Source organism: Burkholderia sp. 22313, from assembly GCF_052045245.1.
In the GTDB taxonomy this organism is placed as follows: domain Bacteria; phylum Pseudomonadota; class Gammaproteobacteria; order Burkholderiales; family Burkholderiaceae; genus Burkholderia.
In genome coordinates this window covers 34,092-51,581 of record NZ_JBQEON010000042.1, presented here as the reverse complement: position 1 = coordinate 51,581, position 17,490 = coordinate 34,092, and the positions used below count along the sequence as shown (strand labels likewise).

At 67.0% G+C, this 17,490-nt stretch carries 15 protein-coding genes, 1 pseudogene and 1 riboswitch; of the genes and pseudogenes, 7 read left to right on the top strand and 9 right to left on the bottom strand.

Going from position 1 to position 17,490, the window contains the following annotated elements; all coding sequences use genetic code 11:
• Nucleotides 1-305 precede the first annotated feature (305 nt).
• From ACTJKF_RS27405 to ACTJKF_RS27385, 5 genes and pseudogenes are all read left to right on the top strand, one after another.
• Nucleotides 306-977, top strand: coding sequence for a heavy metal response regulator transcription factor (locus ACTJKF_RS27405; protein WP_440627787.1), 672 nt, complete (start codon nucleotides 306-308; stop codon nucleotides 975-977).
• Nucleotides 974-2,370 (top strand): annotated as a pseudogene (locus tag ACTJKF_RS27400) (heavy metal sensor histidine kinase). Before ACTJKF_RS27405 ends, ACTJKF_RS27400 begins: the two are co-directional and overlap by 4 nt.
• Nucleotides 2,371-2,505: 135 nt before the next feature.
• A riboswitch (yybP-ykoY riboswitch) is annotated at nucleotides 2,506-2,642 on the top strand.
• A 121-nt stretch (nucleotides 2,643-2,763) separates the two neighbouring features.
• Nucleotides 2,764-3,774 (top strand): sodium:calcium antiporter, encoded by a 1,011-nt coding sequence (locus tag ACTJKF_RS27395; protein ID WP_440627785.1) that lies wholly within the window; start codon nucleotides 2,764-2,766, stop codon nucleotides 3,772-3,774.
• 118 nt (nucleotides 3,775-3,892) lie between these two features.
• Complete coding sequence (locus tag ACTJKF_RS27390) at nucleotides 3,893-4,261, top strand: hypothetical protein (RefSeq protein WP_440627783.1); 369 nt, start codon at nucleotides 3,893-3,895, stop codon at nucleotides 4,259-4,261.
• A 24-nt stretch (nucleotides 4,262-4,285) separates the two neighbouring features.
• The gene (locus ACTJKF_RS27385; protein ID WP_440627816.1) at nucleotides 4,286-4,420 is read left to right on the top strand and encodes a hypothetical protein; all 135 of its coding nucleotides are present in this window, start codon (nucleotides 4,286-4,288) and stop codon (nucleotides 4,418-4,420) included.
• 21 nt (nucleotides 4,421-4,441) lie between these two features.
• Here ACTJKF_RS27385 and ACTJKF_RS27380 read toward each other — a convergent pair whose 3' ends face one another.
• The 3 genes from ACTJKF_RS27380 to ACTJKF_RS27370 all read right to left on the bottom strand — a co-directional run bounded on the left by ACTJKF_RS27380 (nucleotide 4,442) and on the right by ACTJKF_RS27370 (nucleotide 7,509).
• Nucleotides 4,442-5,362 (bottom strand): LysR family transcriptional regulator, encoded by a 921-nt coding sequence (locus ACTJKF_RS27380; protein WP_440627781.1) that lies wholly within the window; start codon nucleotides 5,360-5,362, stop codon nucleotides 4,442-4,444.
• 98 nt (nucleotides 5,363-5,460) lie between these two features.
• A complete protein-coding gene (locus ACTJKF_RS27375; RefSeq protein ID WP_440627814.1) occupies nucleotides 5,461-6,921 on the bottom strand; it encodes an NAD(P)/FAD-dependent oxidoreductase in 1,461 nt (486 codons plus the stop codon).
• Between the two features lie 243 nt (nucleotides 6,922-7,164).
• The gene (locus tag ACTJKF_RS27370; RefSeq protein ID WP_440627779.1) at nucleotides 7,165-7,509 is read right to left on the bottom strand and encodes a cupin domain-containing protein; all 345 of its coding nucleotides are present in this window, start codon (nucleotides 7,507-7,509) and stop codon (nucleotides 7,165-7,167) included.
• A 197-nt stretch (nucleotides 7,510-7,706) separates the two neighbouring features.
• On the opposite strand from ACTJKF_RS27370, the gene ACTJKF_RS27365 reads away from it, so the two are divergent.
• Both ACTJKF_RS27365 and ACTJKF_RS27360 read left to right on the top strand, forming a co-directional pair.
• Nucleotides 7,707-8,573: a helix-turn-helix transcriptional regulator gene (locus ACTJKF_RS27365; protein ID WP_440627777.1), complete on the top strand. Its 867-nt coding sequence runs from the start codon at nucleotides 7,707-7,709 to the stop codon at nucleotides 8,571-8,573.
• 279 nt (nucleotides 8,574-8,852) lie between these two features.
• Nucleotides 8,853-10,334: an aldehyde dehydrogenase family protein gene (locus tag ACTJKF_RS27360; RefSeq protein WP_440627775.1), complete on the top strand. Its 1,482-nt coding sequence runs from the start codon at nucleotides 8,853-8,855 to the stop codon at nucleotides 10,332-10,334.
• Nucleotides 10,335-10,482: 148 nt separating this feature from the next.
• Here the strand turns inward: ACTJKF_RS27360 and ACTJKF_RS27355 are convergent, their stop codons facing one another.
• From ACTJKF_RS27355 to ACTJKF_RS27330, 6 genes are read right to left on the bottom strand one after another with little or no spacing between them, the layout of a single operon-like run.
• Nucleotides 10,483-11,415 carry an amidohydrolase family protein gene (locus ACTJKF_RS27355; RefSeq protein WP_440627813.1) on the bottom strand — a complete coding sequence of 311 codons (933 nt, stop codon included), beginning with the start codon at nucleotides 11,413-11,415 and terminating at the stop codon, nucleotides 10,483-10,485.
• A gap of 2 nt (nucleotides 11,416-11,417) precedes the next feature.
• Nucleotides 11,418-12,740: an MFS transporter gene (locus tag ACTJKF_RS27350; RefSeq protein ID WP_440627773.1), complete on the bottom strand. Its 1,323-nt coding sequence runs from the start codon at nucleotides 12,738-12,740 to the stop codon at nucleotides 11,418-11,420.
• A gap of 14 nt (nucleotides 12,741-12,754) precedes the next feature.
• Nucleotides 12,755-13,993 (bottom strand): MFS transporter, encoded by a 1,239-nt coding sequence (locus tag ACTJKF_RS27345; protein ID WP_440627771.1) that lies wholly within the window; start codon nucleotides 13,991-13,993, stop codon nucleotides 12,755-12,757.
• A complete protein-coding gene (locus ACTJKF_RS27340; RefSeq protein WP_440627769.1) occupies nucleotides 13,990-15,270 on the bottom strand; it encodes an MFS transporter in 1,281 nt (426 codons plus the stop codon). Before ACTJKF_RS27340 ends, ACTJKF_RS27345 begins: the two co-directional genes overlap by 4 nt.
• A complete protein-coding gene (locus ACTJKF_RS27335) occupies nucleotides 15,267-16,313 on the bottom strand; it encodes an amidohydrolase family protein (RefSeq protein WP_440627767.1) in 1,047 nt (348 codons plus the stop codon). The genes ACTJKF_RS27340 and ACTJKF_RS27335 overlap by 4 nt, the downstream gene beginning before the upstream one ends.
• Nucleotides 16,314-16,324: 11 nt before the next feature.
• Nucleotides 16,325-17,476 (bottom strand): porin, encoded by a 1,152-nt coding sequence (locus ACTJKF_RS27330; protein ID WP_440627765.1) that lies wholly within the window; start codon nucleotides 17,474-17,476, stop codon nucleotides 16,325-16,327.
• Nucleotides 17,477-17,490 lie beyond the last annotated feature (14 nt).

Sequence of the window (17,490 nt, the reverse complement as noted above, 5' to 3'; positions counted from 1 at the left end):
GGGTGTTTCTCGTCGTGAGTCGCGCGGCGCACGTCGAATGCGCGCCGGCACGGTTTGCGGAGACCGGATGAACGGGAGCGACGCCGCGACGGCGCGCTCGGGACACAGGACGGCCGCAGCTTATCGCCACCGGCGTGACGACGACATGGTCGAAACATGACCGGATTTTCACGAAACGCCGGCGCTGCATCGCCGGCATGCCGGATGACAATTCCGTCATCCGCCGGTCATCTTTCGCGCACGCGCGGCGCCGTAAGCTCACGCGTTACACTGACCGGCTGGAATCACGAACGGCCTGCTCCACCATGCGGATACTGATAGTCGAAGACGAACCCAAGATGGCGTCGTACCTCCGCAAGGGGCTGACGGAGGCGAGCTACACGGTCGACGTGGCCGAGAACGGCAAGGACGGGCTGTTCCTCGCGCTGCACGAGGATTTCGATCTCGTCGTGCTCGACGTGATGCTGCCCGAGCTGGACGGCTTCGAGGTGCTCCGGCGGCTGCGCGCGCAGAAGCAGACGCCCGTGCTGCTGCTCACGGCCCGCGAGGCGGTCGAGGACAAGGTCGCCGGGCTCGAACTCGGCGCCGACGATTATCTGCTCAAGCCGTTCGCGTATGCGGAATTCCTCGCCCGCATCCGCTCGCTGCTGCGACGCGCGCCGCGCAGCGCGCGCGAGATCCTGCAGGTCGCCGATCTCGAGGTCGACCTGATCAAGCGCCGTGTACGGCGCGCCGAGCACCGCATCGACCTCACCGCGCAGGAGTTCGCGCTGCTGCAACTGCTCGCGGAACGCGAGGGCGAGGTGCTCACGCGCACCTTCATCACGTCGCAGATCTGGGACATGAATTTCGACAGCGACACGAACGTCGTCGATGCGGCGATCAAGCGCTTGCGTGCGAAGCTCGACAACGCGTACGAGAAGAAGCTGATCCATACGATTCGCGGCATGGGCTACGTGCTCGAGGATCGCGCGTGAGCGGCGGCCCCGCGCCGTATTCGCTGCTCCGGCGCCTGACCCTCGCGTTCGCCGCCGTCGCCGCGCTCGTGTTCGCGCTGACCGGCGCCTACCTGTATCGCTCGCTGTCCGCCGAGCTGATCCGGCGCGACGACATCGAGATCGCCGGCAAGCTCAACCAGTTCCTGCAGCTCGCGCACGCGAGCGGCTCGACGGCTGCGTTGCGCGCCGATCCGGCCGTGTTCCATGAAGTGCTGCTGTCGCATCCCGGCGTCTATCTCGGCATCTACGACGGCGCGAATCGCCCGCTCGTCGAACACACCGACGAAACCGGCAACACGCTCGCGTCGGTAATCGCGAAGCCGCAGCCGGCCGCCGTCGCGGGCGCCAGCCCGTTCACCTGCTCGCCGCCCGGCATCGGCACGTCGCGCTGCGTGCGTGCGCGCGCCACGCTGCCGTCGGGCGAAACCATCCAGGTCGCGCTGGCGCGTACGGCGACCGATCGCCAGTCGCTGCTGGAAAGCTATCGCGTGGACATCTGGCTCGCGGCCGCCCTCGGCGCGCTGCTGGTCGGCGCGCTCGGCTACGCGGTCGCATCGCGGGGGCTGCGTCCGGTCGAAAGCCTCGGCCGGCAGACGTCGCGCATCGAGGCGCACAACCTGNTGCGCGGGGCGGCCCGGTCGAACTGCATGAGCTCGCCACGTCGGTGAACCGGATGCTCGACCGGCTCGAGCGCGCGTTCGTGCGGCTGTCGCAGTTCTCGTCCGATCTCGCGCACGACATGCGCACGCCGCTCGCGAACGTGATCAGCTCGTCGCAGGTCACGCTGTCGCGCGCCCGCACCACCGACGAATACGAAGCGCTGATCGATTCGAACATCGAGGAATGCGAGCGACTGCAGCGGATGATCGAGAACATGCTGTTTCTCGCGCGCACCGACAATGCGCGGCAACACCTGAAGACCGCCGAACTCGACGCGGGCAACGAGCTGCGCCGGCTCGCGTCGTATTTCCAGGCGCTGGCCGACGAAGCCGGCGTGCATCTCGCCGTGCACGGCGACGCGCCGGTCATCGCGGACGCGATGCTGTTCCGGCGCGCCGTCAGCAACCTCGCGTCGAACGCGCTCCAACACGCGGAAGCCGGATCGACGATCGAGCTGGCCGTGTCGGCGCACGCCGGCGACACGGTCGTCGAAGTCACGAATCGCGGCGCGGCGATTCCGCCCGAGCAGATCGAGCGGATCTTCGAGCGCTTCTACCGGATCGATTCGTCGCGACACGGCGCCGCGCGCAATGCCGGGCTCGGGCTCGCGATCGTCAAGTCGATCGTCGAACTGCACCGCGGCAAGATCGAGGTCACGAGCCGCGACGGCCGCACGACCTTCGCGCTGTCCTTCCCGACCCATGCTCCGTGACATGGAGATGACGCCGCCGCGCACGCCGATTGCTTCCCGGTCCGACATGCCCGTTCGGGGCAACGCATCATTCCTTTCCGGATGAAAGGGTTTGACCGCACAAGCTTGCCGAAAGCCGCCGGCTCGGCTAGACTGCCCTTCGTCTTTGGGGAGTAGCCTGCTTTCCTGCCCCGGAAAGCGAACGCGTCAACACACTCGGCCTGCGGCCGTGGCGCGTTCGGCCGAATCGGTCTGGCGAGACCATGGACGCATCGCGCCGTTCCAGGTCGGACGTCGGCAGATGCGTCATGGTTCGTCCACGTCCGACCACGGAGCCCCCATGTTCCTCCTTGCCTTCCCTTCGCGTTTCATCCGTTTCACTACCGCGCGCAAGCCCGCCTGCGGAGGTGCCGCATGACGTTCATGCTCGTCGAACTGGCGTTCATGCTGATCGTCATCCTGATCGCCGCCGAGCTCTTCACCAATGCGCTCGAACATCTCGGCGAACGATTGAAGATTTCCGAAGGCGTCACCGGTTCGCTGTTCGCGGCCGTCGGCACCGCACTCCCCGAAACGATGGTGCCGCTGCTCGCGCTCGCGGGCGGCACGTCGAATGCGGCCGTGAACGAGGAGATCGGCGTCGGCGCGATTCTCGGCGCGCCGCTGATGCTCGCGACGCTGACCACCTTCCTGATGACGCTCGCCGTGATCCGCTCGCGCGGCCTGACCGGCACGATCGCGCCCGAACGAACCGGCTTCGTGCGCGACCTGAACTACTTCCTCGCCGCATTCGCGCTCGCCACCGTCGCGATGTTCGTCCCGCATCACGTGTGGGCGGTCCGCGCGCTGCTCGCCGCGATGCTGGTCGGCATCTACGTGCTGTATGTCGTGATGACGTTCCGCGCGTCGACGCAGCTCGTCGATGCCGGACACGGTACCGAAGCGCCGCATGCGATGTTCCTGTCGCGCGTCGGGCTGCCGACCAATCTCGCGACCATCGCGCTGCAACTCGCGCTCGGCGTCGCGCTGCTCGTCGGCGGCGCGAAGGGCTTCATTCACGGCGTCGAAGGCGTGTCGCACCTGCTCGGCATTTCCGCGCTGCTGCTGTCGCTGATCATCGTGCCGATCGCGACGGAGCTGCCGGAGAAGGTCAACAGCGTGCTGTGGATCCGCCGCCAGAAGGACACGCTCGCGTTCGGCAACATCACCGGCGCGATGGTGTTCCAGGGCACGCTGCTGCCGGCGATCGGCATCATGCTGACGCCGTGGGAGCCGCGCCCCGAAGTGCTGACGGGCGTGATCATCACGCTCGCGGCGGCGGCCTGGCTGCGCGTCAATGCGCGTGCGCGCGGGCTCGCGATCTGGGCATTGCTTGCGAACGGGGCCGGGTATGCCGGCTATCTGTTCGTGACGTTGACGCGCTGAATGCTCGGGATGCGCCGAGTGTGCTGAACCTGCCGGCTTCGTGCGGAAGCCCTGCGCGACTGAAACGCAAGCCGGCCCGCCCGCCCCGATACCCCCCCACCCCATCGAGAGAAACAACATGGAACTACACGCCACCGTCGGCGCGGCCACGTCCGACATCGACGACGATGAAACCTTCGCGAACATCTATTGCCACGACGCGGCGCAAAACTATTGCTTCTCGCTGCTGCGCTTTCCGGAGGAACCGACGATCGAGGTGATGGTGCTCGACCAGCTCACCGCGAACGTCAAGGATCTGACGGTGCGCCTCACGGGCGACACGCTCGACGTCGAACTCGACGAGCGTACCGCCGCGCGGCTCGACGGCCATACGCATTACGTGATCCATCTCACGCCGGGCGAACATGACCCCGTCGTGCTGCGCGCCGCGCTGAAGGAAATCTTCGACGGCAAGAACGGGTATCGCGACGACAGCGCCAGCGCGTAATCCGGTCGCCACGCTTCCCACATATTGAGCGCGCGACATCCCGTCAATAGGGACGGCGCGGACTTCTCGCGCGCGATCACGTATATCGCCGCGATGGCGCTCGCGGGCAGCCTGTCGCGCGGGCTGCTGGTCGGCAAGGTCGAGCGCATCGACGCGTGAGCGTCCCGCAGGCGGCCTGCGCTACGCCGCCAGCGCGTCCGTCTTGACGTTGAACGCGCGCAGCAAGTCCTCGCGGAACGCATCGACGATCGGCTTGCCGCTCGCGTTGCGCTTCATCGCCAGATGCAGCGGCACGTCGAAGCTGAACGTCGCGCGACCGACGGCCTTCACGAGCCCGCGCTGCTCGAACGGCTCCGCGTAATGCGCGGGCAGATAGCCGAGATGGCCGCCCGACAGGATCAGGATCGTCGCGGCCTCGATGCTGTCCGCGCTCGCGGTCACGCGCCGCTCCGGCAGCGGATACTGTTCCTCCGGCACCGGATACGTGCGCCACACCCAGTCGTGCGCCTGCAGGTCGTCCACCGACACCGGCTGCGACGCATGGAACAGCGGATGGCCGCGGCCGCAGTAGATCACCTGTTCCTCGGTAAACAACGGCGTGTAGTCGAGCCCCGGCACGCGATGCCAGAAATACCCGATCGCGCAATCGAGCCGGTTGTTGACGAGCCCTTCCTCGAGTGCCTGCGGCGACGCGACCTTCATCGAGAACGTGACGGCCTGGTCGCGCTTGCGGAACGCGCCGATCGCGTCGGCAACGCGTGCGTTCTCGACCAGCGGCGCCTGCCCGATCAGTCCGATCGACAGCGTGCCGACCAGCTTGCGGTCGATGTCGCGCACGCGCGCGACGAACTCCGACGTCGCCGCGACCAGCGTGCGCGCGGTGGCCGCGAAGCGTTCGCCCTTCGACGTCAGCCGAAAGCCGCCGCGGCCGCGGTCGCACAGCTTGAAGCCGACGCGCGCTTCCAGCGCGGAAAGCTGCGTGCTGATCGTCGACTGCCGCACGCCGAGCGAGGCCTCGGCGGCCGTGATGCCGCGCGCATCGACGACGGCCAGAAAGACCCGGATGAGCCGGAGATCGAGATCGGTGGTATTCGAAAACATGCGTCAAGCCGCTGCGCGTTCGCCGATGGAGTTGACCGGACGCGCGCCGTCATCGGCAGCGGCGCGCGCCATACCCGTCGTTCGTCCTCGCCCTGCGCTTACATCGGGAAGCCCATCGCCTTGATCCCGTTGATCCATGCGCGCTTCCAGCCGCCTTCGGCATCCGCGCCGTCGAACGCATGGAACGTGATCTTCGCGGCGACCCAGCGCATCGGCTCGGGCGGGATGTAGCTCGGGCCCTGATTCGCGATGTCGAGCGTGCGCTCGGGGCTGTCGCGATCGAACAGGATGTTCAACCCCATGAACGCGCCGAACCGGCTTGCCGCGACGCCGAAGCCCGTATAGCCGGCGACGAATACGGCCTTGTCGCCGAGATAGCGCTTCGCGAACACCGAGCCGCGCGAGCAATAGTCGATCGGCCCGCCCCATGCGTGCGAGAACCGCACGTCGCCCAGTTGCGGGAAGGTCCGGTAGAACGCCTGCGCGAGCCGCGTGTAGGTGTCGCGCTGGCCGTCCTGGTGCGGTTCGGGATCGCCGTCGAAGTGATAGCTGACCAGCCCGCCGAAGATGATGTTGTTGTGCTTCGTCAGCCGGAAATAGTTGAGCTGCGTACGCGTGTCGTACACGCCCTGGCGATTCTTCCAGCCGATCCGCGCGAGCTGTTCGTCGGTGAGCGGCTCGGTCGCGAGCACGTGGTCGCGCACCTGCATCACGCGGCGGTTGATGTCGGCGATGCCGACCTTCGCGGTGCCGCTGCCGAACACGACACGCGGCGCGCGCACGCTGCCCTTCGGCGTCTTCGCGTAGACCGTGCTGCCTTCGTCGGTCACGGTCGTGAGCGGCGTGTGCTCGTACAGCGTCACGCCGAGCCGCAGCGCCGCGCGCTTGAGCCCCCATGCGAGCTTCGCCGGATGCACGATGCCGCTGCGGTTGCGCGACCACAGCGCGCCCGCGAACAGCGGCGAATTCAGTTGCGCGAGCGTTTCGTCGCGGTCGAGCAGCACGACGTCGTGCCCGTATTCGCGATGCAGGTCGTAGTCGCCCGTCAGGCGCGCGAGGTGCCCGGGGTCCACCGCGACCGTCATCTCGCCGTTCCATTCGATGTCGGCGTCGATGTCGTAGCGCTTCAGCGTTTCCTCGAAACCGTCGAGGTTGTGATGGCCGAATGCCTCGAGCTGTGCGATGTCGTTCGGGAACACGCGTACCGCGTTCGGCAGGCCGTGCATCACCGACGTCGAGATGATCCCGCCCGCGCGACCCGACGCGCCGTGCGCGACCTTGCCGGCCTCGATCAGCACCACGTTCAGATGCGGCATCTGTTCCTTCGCCTGCACGGCCGCCCACAGCCCGGTGAAGCCGCCGCCGACGATCAACAGGTCGGCCGTCACGTCGCCGATGAGTTCCGGCTCCGCCGCCGGCGCGGCCGGATTGTCGAGCCAGTACGGGAACAGCTTCGTATGCTCGAGCGCCTCGGCGGCGCTCAGTGCGACCGGCGCGCGACGCGCGGCGTGCGCGTTGGCCGGTGCGGCGTGTGTTGCTTCGTTGCGTTCCATGTCCATGACCCCAGCCATCCCGCGTGATTCCGGCCCACGCATCCAGTGCGTGCGCGGCGTGCCGAATTCGCTGAATTCGCCGAATTCACCGACCGCGACGGTCGGCGCCGGCACCGCGAGCCGCGATGCGTCCCGCCAGCCGACACGCGACGCGCGTCGCGTACGGGCGCTCGACAACGTCACCGCCGGCAGGCGCGCGTCAGCCTGACGGCGACGCGCCGGCGGCGGCGGCGGCGGCGGCGGCTCACCTTACGACTTCTCGAGCAGCACGTAGAACTTCTTTGCGTCCTCGAGCGTCTCCCAGCGGCCCGCGAAGCCGGCCGGCAGCAGGTAGCCCTGGCCCGGCGCGAATTCCTTGCGGTTGCCTTCGACGTCGGTCAGCGCGATCCGGCCCTCGACGAGCCACACCGCTTCGTCCGCCGCGGTTGCCGGGAACTCCACCGCGCCAACCCTGCCCTCCCACCAGCCGATGAGGTAGTTGCCGCTCTTGCCTTCGGCCGCGCGCCAGTCGCTTTCGTCCATCCCGAAGTCGAGCTTCGTGAATTCGCCGATGCCTGCGCCGAGCGGCACGATGTCCTTGATCAGTTTGGTCATTGAATCGTTCGTCTCTCGATTGAAAAAAGCAGAGACAAAGTTACGCATTTACACTGCCCCGGTATGCCCCCCTTCGGGGGGGACAAGCCGCGTTTTCCGGGGCAAACAGGTCGGCAGGACACCCGCCGGTATTTCCCCCTAAAGACGGTTTCAGCTGCAACCGCTAGAATCGCGGCCGATTTTCACCGGGGAACCGCATGCTGCTCAACGTGAACCCCTTCCAGCGCGACACCGACCGCTTCAACGTGTCGTTCAAGGCCCTGGGCGAGCTGATCGAGACAGTCGGCACGCCGCACTTCGTGCCGCGCCTCACGCAATTGCTGAACGACGTCGTCCCGCTCGACGTCGCGCACGTCGAACGCTCGCGCGTCGACGGCTCGATGCCCACGGGCTATCGCTGCGAATGGATCGGCAGCAGCGGCATCGGCACCGAGACCGCCGACATCTCCGACGTGATGACGCTCTACTACGAGCGCTTTCTCGACAGCGATCCGCTGTTCGCGGGGCTGCGCGGCAAGACGGGCACGATGCTCGTCGTGCGCGACATCGCGGCGATTCCGCCCGGCGAATTCCGCCAACGGCTGTTCGACGACGTGCATATCGGCCACGAATGCGTGCTCGCGCGCGGCACCCGTTATGCGCAGCATTCGATCGCGCTGGAACGCGGCCGCGATCGCCCGCCGTTCACGCTCGCCGAAATGAACCGCTTTCGCAGCATCAGCGACGTGCTGTTCCCGCTGCTCGAGCTGCACGCGTCGACCACCGCCGCGCGACGCGTCGCGCATCCGACGCCCGACGTGCATCCGCTCGCGCAGTTCGATGCGCGGATCACGGCCGACGGCGTGAAGCTGTCGAAGCGCGAATACGAAACCTGCAAGCACCTGATCTCCGGCAAGACCGTGCCGGAAACCGCCGGCATTCTCGGCGTGCGCGTCGCGACGGCCGAGTCGTACGTGAAGCGCGCGTTCCGGAAGCTCGGCGTGCGCACGAAGCGCGAGCTCGCCGCGTGGGGCGCGGCCGCACCGGCGTTTCCTGCCGCCGCGACGCACGACGTCGCCGGCTGATCCGGCCGCGCGCAGGCGGTTGCACCCCGTCGATGCAGCGGCGCCACTCGCATCGAGCCTCGTCGATGTAAACGTTGCGACTTCGAAATCTTCCCGCTCACGTTCTCCTCTACCATCGGCCGATCGTTTTTCACCAGAAAGAGGAGACGGCCCCATGCACCGCGAACTGAACCAGCCGATGGGCGGCATCGCTCGAGATGCCCTGCGTGATGCCGGGCGTCGCCTACCGCTCATCCACTAATCCACCAATCCGCTGATCCGATCGACAGGAAAACCGTCATGTCCACCGCTGAGCTTGCCGCCTCCGCAGCGACGTTCGCGCTGCCCGCCGCGCACATCGCCGGCCAGCCCGTACACACGCATTCCGACCACGCCGGCGCGCCGATCTTCAATGCATCGACCGGCGAGACGATTGGCTGGCAGGCGTTCGCGACGACCGCGCACGTCGACGCCGCGGTCCGTGCCGCGCGCGATGCGTTCGCCGGCTGGCGCGATACGCCGCCCGCCGAGCGCGGCCGCCTGCTCGCGACGATCGCCGAGCGCGTCGAAACCAATCGCGCGCACCTCGCGGCGCTGCAGATGCGGGTCAGCGGCAAACCGCCGGTCGAAGCCGATGCCGACGTCGGCGACGTCGTCGCGACCTTCGCCTATTACGCGCAGCTATGCGAAAACCCGGCCCTGTTCGCGGCCGAACCGGTCGCGCTGCCGAGCGACGCCGTCGCGGCCGAGCGCTTCCACGACGCGGTCGGCGTCGCCGCGCTGATCATGCCGTGGAACTTCCCGATGGTCACGACCGCGTGGAAGCTCGCGCCCGCGCTCGCGGCCGGCTGCACGGTCGTGATGAAGCCGTCCGAGCTGACGTCGCCGGCCGAGCATGCGCTACTCGAGCTGATCGCCGAAGCCGGCGTGCCCGACGGCGTCGTCAACGTCGTGAACGGCGGCGCCGAAGTCGGTGCGGCGCTGACCGCCCATCCGCTGATCGACAAGATTTCGTTTACCGGCAGCACGGCGGCCGGCCGCCAGGTGATGCAGACGGCCGCCCAGGACATGAAGCGCGTGACGCTCGAACTCGGCGGCAAGTCGTCGCTGATCGTGCGCGACGACGCCGATCTCGATGCCGCGGTATCGCTCGCGGTGGCGGGCGCGTTCACGAACGCGGGCCAGATGTGCTCGGCCACCGCGCGCATCCTCGTGCACGACAGCGTCTACCGCAGCTTCATGGCCGCGTTCGAAACGGCCGTGCGCGCGCTCGTCGTCGCGCCGCCGGGCACCGGCCAGGTCGCGATGGGGCCGATGATTTCGGCCGCGCAGCGCACGCGCGTCGAGGCGCTGCTCGAACACGGCATCGTGGCGGGTGCGCATGTCGCGTTCAGCGGGCGCGTCGCCGACGCTTGCGGCGACGGCTTCTTCATGGCGCCGGTCGTGGTCGCGGAACCGGCCGCCGACAATCTGCTGTGGACCGACGAGGTGTTCGGCCCGATCGCGTGCGTGAAGTCGTTCCGCACCGACGACGAGGCGATCGCGCTCGCGAACGACACGCGCTACGGGCTCGTCGCGACCGTCGTGACGCGTGATGCGGAAGTCGCGAAGCAGTTCCAGGCACGCGTGCGTGCCGGGCTCGTATGGATCAACGCACCGCAGCTCATCTACCCGCAGGTGTGCTGGGGCGGCTTCGGGCTCAGCGGGATCGGTCGCGAACTCGGCGTGACGGGCCTGCGCAGCTACCAGGAACTGCGGCACTCGATGCGCGCGATCGATTGACCAGGGCTGTTCAGGATACCGGAAGGAATCGGGGGATACGCGACCGCTTCCTTGATCGATCGATGTCGCGCGACTGCCTGCGCAGTGAAGCCATCCGTCGGCCTCGCGATTGCGTTGGCCATCCCCCGTTCCGCTTCAGCTTTGTCTGCTAGCCGAACCTGTAAAGCTTCGCCGGATTGGTGACGAATATCCGTTGCTGCCAGTCGGCGCGGCCGATCCAGCCGGCAATGACGTCCAGCATGCTCGCATCATCCGGCTTGTCGGTCTTCTGCGTCGGATGAGGCCAATCGGTTCCCCATAGCATGCGTTCCGGCGCCATGTCGATCAGCGCCTTCGCGACCGGTTCGACATCGTCGTACGCTGGTGCCCCCGTCCTGCTGTCGACATAAGGGCCTGACAGGGTGACCCACGTATTGCCCTTTCCGACAAGACGTTGCGCGGCACGAAACGCGTCTGACGAAAGACCGCCGGGCTGCGGAACGTGCGCGATATGGTCGATCACAAGCGGACAAGGCAGCGCCGAAAGATGATGCTCCAGCGCGGGCAGCCGCGCCCCCTGAACGACCAGCTCGATATGCCAGCCGAGGTTCGCAATCCGTGCAGCGAGCGGTGCCAGCATGTCGAGCGTCGTCGCGCCCGGGTAGCTCAGGTTGAAACGGATCGCGCGGATACCGCCGCGATCGAGCGTCCGAAGTTCACTGTCGCTCACGGCGCTATCGACGACCGCAACGCCGCGTGCGCTGTCGCCGAATTGCCTGATGGCATCCAGCGTGCAGCGATTGTCCGTGCCGTACGTCGACGGCGTCACGACCACGTTCCGCGTCACACCGAGCCGCGCCTGCAGGCTGCGGCATTGCGCGACCGTCGCATTCGGCGGACGCAGCGTCGTGCCCGCCGCAACGGGAAACCGGTCGTCGTAGATGTGCATGTGACAGTCGATCGCGCCTGCCGGCAGCGTGAACGCCGGCCGCTCGATGCCGCTCGACCAGGTTTCGTCGGCACTGGCCGGCTTCGGCAATGCAGCCGAAGCCAGCGCGGCGCCGGCGAGCCGGAGGAACGCACGTCTCGCAATGCGCGGCATGGTCAGATGGTCTCCGTCTTGCCGACCAGCGTGCCGGCCGCGCCGTTGCGCGTGAGCAGCAGCAGCGTCGCGACGCTCACGAGCGTGAGGATGGCCAGCGGCATCAGCGCCAGCGCGTAGCTGCCCGTCGCCGACTTCACCCATCCGTAGACGTTCACCATCAGCCCGCCGCCGAGCAGGTTCGCGATCGCATTGACCGTTGCGAGCCCTGCCGCCACGGCGCTGTTGGACAGCATGTCGGTGGCGAGCGCCCAGAACGGCCCCTTGAACGAGTACGCACCGACCAGCACCGCGCACAGCATGCAGACCGTCGGCAGCAGCGAGCCGCTCAGCGACGTCGCGAACAGGCCCACGCCGATCAGCAGCATCGGCACGACCGTGTGCCAGCGACGTTCGCCGAGACGGTCGGAGCGTCGGCCCCAGTAAACCATCAGGACCGAGGCGACCGCGTACGGAACGGCGTTCAGCAGGCCGGTCTGCATGACGGACAGGCCGAACGACTTCAGCAGTTGCGGCTGCCACACGGACAGCGTGCTGCCCGCGGCAGACGCGCACGTGTCGACGAGTGCGAGGCACAACACGTAGCGGTTGCGGAACAGTTGCGTGAGCGGCAGCGACGGCACCTTCTTTCGCGCCTTGTGCCCGGCGGCAAGCGCGCCCTGCAGCCACGTCCGCTCTTCATCGTCAAGCCATCGGGCGTTTTCCGGCTTGTTCGTCAGCATGAACAGGCACGCGATGCCGAGCAGCACGGTCGGAACGCCTTCGAGGATGAACAGCCAATGCCACCCGCGCAGGCCCCAGAAGCCGTCCATCTGCAACAGCAGCGCGGAGATCGGCGAGCCGATGAAGCTCGCGGCGGGAATCGCCACCATGAACGTCGCGACGATACGCGCACGATACTGCACAGGAATCCAGTACGACAGATAGAGCAGCACGCCCGGGAAGAAGCCAGCCTCGGCGGCACCCAGCAGGAAACGAACGACATAGAACGTCGTCGCATTGTGCACGAGCGCGGTCGCCGCGGACACGATGCCCCATGTGATCATGATGCGGGCAATCCAGATCCGCGCGCCGTACTTCTGCAGCGCAAGGTTGCTCGGCACTTCGCAAAAGAAGTATGAAATGAAGAAAAGGCTGCTCCCGAAGCCGAAGACCTTCGCCGACATCCCGAGGTCCTGGTTCATCTGCAGCGACGCCATTCCGACGTTGCCGCGGTCGATGAAGGCAAGCAGGTAGCAGATCATCAAAAAGGGAATGAGTCGCCAGACGACCTTTCGTACGGTCCGGCGCTCGATCGCGGACGCTTCCATGAAACCGGTTTGCATGTCGTTGTCTCCGTTTATTGTGCGCCCAAGCGCGAACCCGTGAATCGTTGCCACGCGATGACTGCAATGACGCCGCAAGCCAGCACGACGGCCATTGCCGCGAATGTGTGTCGCACGCCGAGCGCCTCGGACGCGCTTCCGACGAGCAGATAGCCGAACGGCATCGTGCCGTTGTAGGCCATGCCGTACATCCCGACGAGCCCGCCGCGCACGTGTTCGGGACACTGGCGCTGGATGGTCGCGTTGGTCGACGTGGCGGCAAAAGTCAGGCTGAAGCCGAGCGCATAGAAGGCCGGAATCGATCCCGCCATATCGGTCGTCGCCGCGAGCACGGCCAGCGCGCCGACCGCGGTCCACGGCGCATAGGCGATGAAGCGACGCGACGCGCGCGGCCCGAGCGCCGACGACAGCAGCACCGCCGCGCTCAACGAGCCGGCGCCGGCGCATGCGAAGAACACGCCGGTAAAGCGTGCCGCGTCGTGGAAGCCCTTGTCCGCGAGCAGCGGCACGAGCGTCTGGTAGCTGCCGGCGAACAGGCCGATGCACGCGAGAATCGGCAGATAGCGGGCCGAGAACGCATCGGACAGCACATAGCCGACTGCGTCGCGCAGGCTGCTCTCCGCGCGCGACGGCCGGTTCACCGATGCGGTCCCGATCGAACGCACGCACGTCGCCATGAAGCACAGCGCGAGTGCATAGATCGCGAACGACGTCCTGGGCCCAAGCGTCGGATAGACGAATCCCGCGATGGTCGGGCCGACCATGCGCCCGACGTTGTAGACCATCGTGTTCATCGCAACTGCGTTGGAGGTGTGCGCCGCATCCCGCAGGCTCGTGAGCAACAGCACCTGGCGCGCGGGCGTTTCCACCGCGCTCGACACGCCAATCGCCAGCGCATGCGCGAGGATCAGCTTCACGCCGAGCAAGCCGAACATCGACAGCGTGAAGAGACTGGCCGTCAGCAGCAGCGACGTCATCAGCACGCACAACGTCGCGCGGCGCGCGTTGGCCGAGCTGATGCGCGAGCCGGCCACCGGCGCGACGATCAACTGCGGCCCGTACAGCAGGAAGTTGAGCAGCGCGAGAATCGCCGCCGAACCGGACAGGTGATAGATCAGCAGATTGAGCGTGACGTTCTGCGTCCAGCTGCCGAGCACGGACGCGACCTGCCCGCTCAGATAGCGCCGCAACGATGCCTCCGAGATCGCCGGAAACAACCGGCTCACCCACCCTGCTTGCGTTGCGACGCTCATGACAGTGCCTTCCCGCGCGTTTCAGGCGCAAACAGCACGACCACGGCCGCGGCGACGAATGCGACGATGGTCGTCGCCAGTCCGAGCACGAAACCGCCCGACGTCGACGCCAGCGCGCCGATGACCAACGGCGCGATGAAGCCCCCGAGCCGCCCGCCGTTGTATGCGAGCCCCATGAGGAACCCGCGCGATGCCGTATTGCCGATGATCTCCGCGAGGAACGGCCCCGCGCCCGCGAAGATGCCGTTCACGCTGAAGCCGGTCAGGAAGATCGCGATCATCAGCAGCAGCGGATCCGCCGAGAAGATGTACACGCCGACCGCCATCGCACCGACCAGCAGGTAAGCCAGAAACATCGGACGCCGGCCGATCCGGTCGACCCACGCCGAGAACAGCAGAAACCCCGTGATCGCGCCGAACTGCAGCGCAAGCACGAACTTCAGGCTATGCACGAAGTCCAGGTGCTTCACCGTGACGAGGAACGTCGGCGTCCAAGTGAATACGCCCCAGTAGAGGTACTGCAGAAAGAAGATGAAGCAGAACGCGGTAAGCAAGCCGCGCACGTTGAGCTTCTCGTTGCTTGCCGTGTCGCGCTGTCGTGCCTGCGCGTTCGCGTGCCTGCGTTCGAGCCAGATCGGCGATTCGGGCGTCTTGCGCGCGACCCAGAACAGGATGAAGACGGGCGACGCACCGATCAGGAACAACAGACGCCAGCCATCGCCGGCCAACCCGCCGTGCGCGCCGCTGACCAGGCCCGAGATCGTGATCGCGAGAATCGCGCCGATCGGCAAGCCCATCTGCATCAGCGCGCCGCCCTTGCCGCGCCGGCTCGCATGCCACGTCTCCGCGACGAGTGCGGCGCCGGCCGTCCAGGTGCCGCCCATGCCCAGCGCCCCGAAAAAGCGCAAGGCGGCAAACCAGTGTGCGTTGGGCGCGAATGCGATCAGGCCGGAGAACAGCGAGTAGATGGCCACGCAAAGCAGCGCGGTGCGCACGCGTCCGATCCGGTCCGACACGAAGCCGAACAGAATGCCGCCGACGATCTGCCCTGCCGCCGTGACGCTCGTGAAGATCCCGAGCTGCGCCTTGGTCAGCCCGAACTGCAACGCGAGCGTGGGCAGCAGCAGCGAAAGCAGGAACGAGTCGTAGCTCTCGAACGTCCAGCCCAGCCCGGCGAGCGAAAGCGAACGCCACTCGATGCCGGTAATGCTCCTGAACCCGTTGCCCGCGGTCGCGGGCTCCAGGTCCTGCGTCGCCACGGTTGCACTCGTCTTCATGTGTTGTCTCCTGGAATCGCGAGGCGATAGGTCGATGCGGCCGTCCGGCTGAACAGCGCAGCCTTTTCATCGGCGGACATCGCGGACGCGAGTCGTTTGAAGGCGTTCCAAAGCACGCGATAGCTGAACATCCCCTTGTCGACGGGAAAGTTGCTTTCGAACATGCAGCGATTCACGCCGAAGAGTTCGACGCAGGTTTCGACATACGGCAGCCAGGCCGCAGCCAGCACCTGCGACGACGGCGGCAGGTCGTGCGCGGCGAAGTCGAAACCAAACACGCTCATGCCCGCACCGCCCAGCTTCATGCGCGTGTTGGGCAGGCCGGCAAGACGCGCGAGTTGCCGCTTCCATTGCGCATGGACTTCCGCACGCCGCCCTGCATGCGGCCCCACCGCCAGCGGGCCGCCGAAATGGTCAATGACGACGGTGACGTCCTCGGCTGCGCGCGCGAGTTCGTACAGGTCGTCGAGTTGCGTGTGATAGACCCACGCGTCGAGCGACAGGCCGAAGCGGCCGAGCGCCCTCACGCCCTGGCGGAACGCCGGCGTCGACATCCGGTCGCACGGCGGCGTGATCGGGCTCGAACGCACGTCGGCGCTCGGATGCCACGCGAGCGGATTGCGGATGCCGCGCAGGCGTCCGCCGGACACCTGCAGCATCGTGTCGAGCACGGCATCGAGCTCGCCGCCCAGCGACAGGTCGGCGCCGCCGACAATCGCCTCGCAGCAGCGCGCGGTGCCGTATGCGCCGCTGTCGAACATCGCGGCGATGCCGTTCGCGAATTCCACTTCGCCGACCGGCTTCAGCGCATCCGGCCCGTGCTCGCGCAACATCGAGCGACACTGCACGTAGACCGTCGACACGACCCGATGCCCGTCGCGCACATCCGCGCCGAACTCGTCCGCGAGGTAGCGTCCGGTCTGGCGATCCCACAGGTGGTGATGCGCATCGACGATGGCCAGCGCCGGTTCGAGCACCGGCTCGTCGCGTAATGCGAGCCACTCGGGCCGGACGGGCAAATGGGGCGCGTGAACGGTCTGCATGACATTCGCCCTCAGAACTTCTGGCGCATGCCGATCACCACGCCCGTCTGGTTGTGGTCGGGCGCGACCGTGCCGTAGCCGTTCACCCCCAGCGCGGAGCCGCCCTTGTTGCGGGCGAAACCGGCCGTCGCGTAGATGTCGGTACGCTTCGACAGCAGATAGTCCGCGCAGAGCACGGCGAGCCACGGGTCGGCGCTGCTCGCATGCACATCCTGGTAATAGGCCGTCGCGGTGAGCACGAACGCCGGCGAGACCGTGTATTGCGCACCGGCCCAGTAGAGATTGGCCACGCTGGCTTCGGCGCCGTTTGCGACGCGGATCGGGTTCGCCGGCAGGAACGCATTCGACGCATGGAGATAGCGATAGCCGGCGAACCCCTTCACCGGCCCGAGCGCGTACGACGCAGCGGCCGTCGCGCGACGCTCGGTGCCCGTGTTCGTCGCGACGGTATTGCTGTTGCGCTGCTCGTAGGACACGCTTGCCGCGAACGGTCCTTGCGCGAAACTCAGTGCGCCGCTGAAGAAACGGCCGGTCAGCTGCGCCCCCGGCACTTCCGCGCCGTACCCGGTGTCGTAGCGCGTGCTGTACATCGCCTGCGCCGTCAGCGGACCGAACACGCCGGTGTACTTCGCCGAATTGTCGATGCGCGCAGCCGCGGCGTAATCGAGCGACAGCACCGAGTATCGCGACGACGCCCCCATCGGGTCGAACGCGACAGCCTGTTCGTAGAACAGCGAGTTCTGGCGGCCGAAGGTCAGTCGCTGACCTTGGTACGACAGCCCGACCCAGGCTTGCCGGCCGAACATTCGCGAGGTCGTGGCCGCATTCGCGCCCAGGCCCTTCGTCGACTGCGCGGTCGTGCCGTCATTGATGTTGAAGCCGCTTTCCAGCTGGAAAATGGCCTTCATGCCGCCGCCGATGTCTTCAACGCCCTTCAGTCCCCAGCGCGAACCGGACAGGTTGCCCGACGCTTCGCGTGTCTGCCCGCCGCCGGCACTCGTATTGTTGATGTGCTCGATGCCGACGTCGGCGATGCCGTACAGCGTGACGCTGCCCTGCGCATGCGCCGCGGCGCACGGCAGGCTCATGCTCGCGACGGCAACGGCGCCGAGCATGAGGCGGGATTTCTGGTTTGCATTCTGAATGGCCTTGTTCGACAACATGGAGTCTCCAAACT

Excerpts from the sequence above, each read along its gene's own strand:
- ACTJKF_RS27355 (WP_440627813.1), bottom strand. The coding sequence starts at position 11,415 with ATGCCGCGCATTGCGAGACGTGCGTTCCTCCGGCTCGCCGGCGCCGCG.
- ACTJKF_RS27340 (WP_440627769.1), bottom strand. The coding sequence starts at position 15,270 with ATGAAGACGAGTGCAACCGTGGCGACGCAGGACCTGGAGCCCGCGACC.
- ACTJKF_RS27395 (WP_440627785.1), top strand. The coding sequence starts at position 2,764 with ATGACGTTCATGCTCGTCGAACTGGCGTTCATGCTGATCGTCATCCTG.
- ACTJKF_RS27360 (WP_440627775.1), top strand. The coding sequence starts at position 8,853 with ATGTCCACCGCTGAGCTTGCCGCCTCCGCAGCGACGTTCGCGCTGCCC.
- ACTJKF_RS27350 (WP_440627773.1), bottom strand. The coding sequence starts at position 12,740 with ATGCAAACCGGTTTCATGGAAGCGTCCGCGATCGAGCGCCGGACCGTA.
- ACTJKF_RS27345 (WP_440627771.1), bottom strand. The coding sequence starts at position 13,993 with ATGAGCGTCGCAACGCAAGCAGGGTGGGTGAGCCGGTTGTTTCCGGCG.
- ACTJKF_RS27370 (WP_440627779.1), bottom strand. The coding sequence starts at position 7,509 with ATGACCAAACTGATCAAGGACATCGTGCCGCTCGGCGCAGGCATCGGC.
- ACTJKF_RS27365 (WP_440627777.1), top strand. The coding sequence starts at position 7,707 with ATGCTGCTCAACGTGAACCCCTTCCAGCGCGACACCGACCGCTTCAAC.
- ACTJKF_RS27390 (WP_440627783.1), top strand. The coding sequence starts at position 3,893 with ATGGAACTACACGCCACCGTCGGCGCGGCCACGTCCGACATCGACGAC.
- ACTJKF_RS27375 (WP_440627814.1), bottom strand. The coding sequence starts at position 6,921 with ATGGACATGGAACGCAACGAAGCAACACACGCCGCACCGGCCAACGCG.
- ACTJKF_RS27335 (WP_440627767.1), bottom strand. The coding sequence starts at position 16,313 with ATGCAGACCGTTCACGCGCCCCATTTGCCCGTCCGGCCCGAGTGGCTC.
- ACTJKF_RS27405 (WP_440627787.1), top strand. The coding sequence starts at position 306 with ATGCGGATACTGATAGTCGAAGACGAACCCAAGATGGCGTCGTACCTC.
- ACTJKF_RS27380 (WP_440627781.1), bottom strand. The coding sequence starts at position 5,362 with ATGTTTTCGAATACCACCGATCTCGATCTCCGGCTCATCCGGGTCTTT.
- ACTJKF_RS27330 (WP_440627765.1), bottom strand. The coding sequence starts at position 17,476 with ATGTTGTCGAACAAGGCCATTCAGAATGCAAACCAGAAATCCCGCCTC.